Genomic DNA, 2,560 nt, shown 5'->3' with positions numbered 1-2,560 from the left:
CGCCTGCACCATGCCGCCCCAGCGCGCCGCCTGCAGCATCAGCGACGCGCCGACCTGCACGGTCGGACCCTCGCGGCCGATCGAGGCGCCGCAGAACAGGCCGACGATGGTGAGCATGATTTTGCCGACCACCAGCTTGAGGGACAGGATATGACTTCGGTCCTCGTCGTCGCGAAGATGGCGGGCGGCGATCGCCTGCGGAATGCCGCTGCCTTGCGAGCCGGGAACGAAGGTGTGGGCAAGCCAGGCGCACAGCACGAAACCCAACGGCGTAACGGCAAGCGGCAGATAGAAACGCCAGCCGCCTCCGTCTCCTGTCATCAGGTGAAACAGTTCCTGCGCCCTGTCCGCCAGCACCGCGAACAGCACGCTGATCACACCGATGCCAAGCGCCCCGGCCCAGAACACCAGGCGCGGCTGCCACACCCGCCGTGAGCCCCACATCGCGCGCGAACGCCGCAGCATGGGATATCTTCGCGATGTGCCGGCCATGTCTGTCCTCGAGCGGGGAGTATCGAGCCCTAACACGTGCAGGCCAGAGGTTAAACCGGCACAACCCATGACTCTGCCCTCAACCTGTGCTATGCGCCGCGCTTCCTTTCCGGCACGATGCGTGAAATCGGCCGCAAACCGCTTATATCAGTGCAACCATGACCCTTTCATTCGATCTCACCACTGACGGCGCCCGCGACGCGTTGCGCGCCCGCGCGGCACAGCCCGAAAAGCCGTCGCTGATCGGCCTGACGCGGGTCGAGCTCGCCGAGGCTCTGGTTGCATCAGGCACTGTGCCCGAGCGCCAGGCGAAAATGCGCGCCCAGCAGCTGTGGCACTGGATGTATGTGCGCGGCGTCTCCGATTTCGCCGGCATGTTCAACATTTCCAAGGATCTGCGCGCCGAACTGGACAAGCACTTCACCGTCGCCAGGCCCGAGATCGTCGAGGAGCAGATTTCCGCCGACGGCACGCGCAAATGGCTGTTCCGCTTTCCGCCGCGCGGCGCCGGCCGGCCGGTCGAGATCGAGACTGTCTACATTCCCGAAGAGGGTCGCGGCACGCTGTGCATCTCCTCGCAGGTGGGCTGCACGCTGACCTGCTCGTTTTGCCACACCGGCACGCAGAAGCTGGTGCGCAATCTGACGGCTGAGGAGATCCTCGCCCAGCTGCTCACCGCCCGCGACCGGCTCGGCGATTTTCCCGACCGCGACACGCCCGACGGCGCCATCGTGCCGGCCGAGGGCCGCAAAGTGTCCAACATCGTCATGATGGGAATGGGCGAACCGCTTTACAATTTCGAAGCGGTCAAGAAGGCGCTGCTGATCGCTTCCGACGGTGACGGCCTTTCCTTGTCGAAGCGCCGCATCACGCTGTCGACCTCCGGCGTCGTGCCGGAAATCTTCCGCACCGGCGAGGAGATCGGCGTCATGCTGGCGATCTCGCTGCATGCCACCAATGACGATCTGCGCGACCTGCTTGTGCCGATCAACAAGAAGTATCCGCTGAAGGAGCTGATCGCCGCCTGCCGCGCCTATCCCGGCCTGTCGAACGCCAAGCGCATCACCTTCGAATATGTGATGCTGAAGGATGTCAACGATTCCATCGAGGACGCCAAGGGGCTGATCAAGCTGCTCAAGGGCATTCCGGCCAAGATCAATTTGATCCCGTTCAACCCGTGGCCTGGCACCAACTACCAGTGCTCGGACTGGGAGACGATCGAGAAATTCGCCGACTACATCAACAACGCCGGCTATGCCTCGCCGATCCGCACGCCACGCGGCCGCGACATCCTCGCCGCCTGCGGCCAGCTCAAGTCCGACTCCGAGCGCATGCGCAAGGTCGACCGGCTGGCGCTGGAAGCGATGATGATAGCGGGGCACGGCGAGGCGTGAGCCGCCCCGTCGCCTGGCTGAAGCGCCTCGCCGTGATGGCGGTCGGCTATATCGCCGCCGTGCTGACCTCGATCCTGGTCCCGGTGCTGCTGATCGCTCTTCTGGAAGGTTTGGAAGATGGCAACTGGTCCATCATTTTCGCTTTCGACTGGCTGGGTTCCTTCCCGCTCGCGGTGTTGACCGTGACGATCGCCGCGCTGCTAATCGTCGGCCCGGCGCTCTTTGTCGCTGAATGGTTTTCGCTTCGGGGATGGTTCTACTTTGCCGCCACGGGTGCGATCACGTCCATCGCCTTTGGCGTGTCCATGCCGCGCTCGGCCGGCAGTTTTATCTTCAATCCGGGCTTTCTCGGTTTCCTGGCCACCGCCGGCATTGCCGCCGGTTCGGTCTACTGGCTTCTGGCCGGACGCAAGTCGGGCATGCGCCGGGATTTGGGCCGAGATCTGGGATGACCCGTCTCGTCGGCTACCTCATCCGTTTCACCGTCATCCTGTTCGGCTATGCCATCGCCTCGCTGGCGGCGAGCGCCTTCCTCAACATCCTGTTCCTGGCCTCTCTCGGCTACGCACCGGAGCAAGCGCAACCGGCGGTGACGGCTTCCCTGTATTTCTCGATTCCCTTCGTCGCCCTGTTCGTCGCCTATTTCGCCCTGATGCCGGCTTGCATAGTCATCC

At 63.9% G+C, this 2,560-nt stretch carries 3 protein-coding genes and 1 pseudogene; 3 read left to right on the top strand and 1 reads right to left on the bottom strand.

Annotated elements, in window-relative coordinates:
- A partial coding sequence (locus tag EN939_RS29295) for a chloride channel protein (RefSeq protein ID WP_206528368.1) occupies nucleotides 1-492 on the bottom strand: 492 nt, incomplete at its 3' end.
- A gap of 158 nt (nucleotides 493-650) precedes the next feature.
- On the opposite strand from EN939_RS29295, the gene rlmN reads away from it, so the two are divergent.
- From rlmN to EN939_RS29280, 3 genes and pseudogenes are all read left to right on the top strand, one after another.
- On the top strand, nucleotides 651-1,886 hold the full coding sequence (gene rlmN / locus EN939_RS29290; RefSeq protein ID WP_127271171.1) for a 23S rRNA (adenine(2503)-C(2))-methyltransferase RlmN: 1,236 nt from the start codon (nucleotides 651-653) through the stop codon (nucleotides 1,884-1,886).
- 35 nt (nucleotides 1,887-1,921) lie between these two features.
- Complete coding sequence (locus EN939_RS29285) at nucleotides 1,922-2,338, top strand: hypothetical protein (RefSeq protein WP_236382957.1); 417 nt, start codon at nucleotides 1,922-1,924, stop codon at nucleotides 2,336-2,338.
- Nucleotides 2,335-2,560 (top strand): annotated as a pseudogene (locus EN939_RS29280) (hypothetical protein); the annotation flags it as partial. The gene EN939_RS29285 and the pseudogene EN939_RS29280, both read left to right, overlap by 4 nt.

The sequence above is a fragment of the Mesorhizobium sp. M7A.F.Ca.CA.002.05.1.1 genome (assembly GCF_003998335.1).
Lineage (GTDB): Bacteria > Pseudomonadota > Alphaproteobacteria > Rhizobiales > Rhizobiaceae > Mesorhizobium.
This window is presented reverse-complemented; position numbering and strand designations above follow the sequence as displayed.

What these genes read in the sequence shown, in the direction of transcription:
- rlmN (WP_127271171.1), top strand. Translation starts at nt 651, where the DNA reads ATGACCCTTTCATTCGATCTCACCACTGACGGCGCCCGCGACGCGTTG.
- EN939_RS29285 (WP_236382957.1), top strand. Translation starts at nt 1,922, where the DNA reads ATGGCGGTCGGCTATATCGCCGCCGTGCTGACCTCGATCCTGGTCCCG.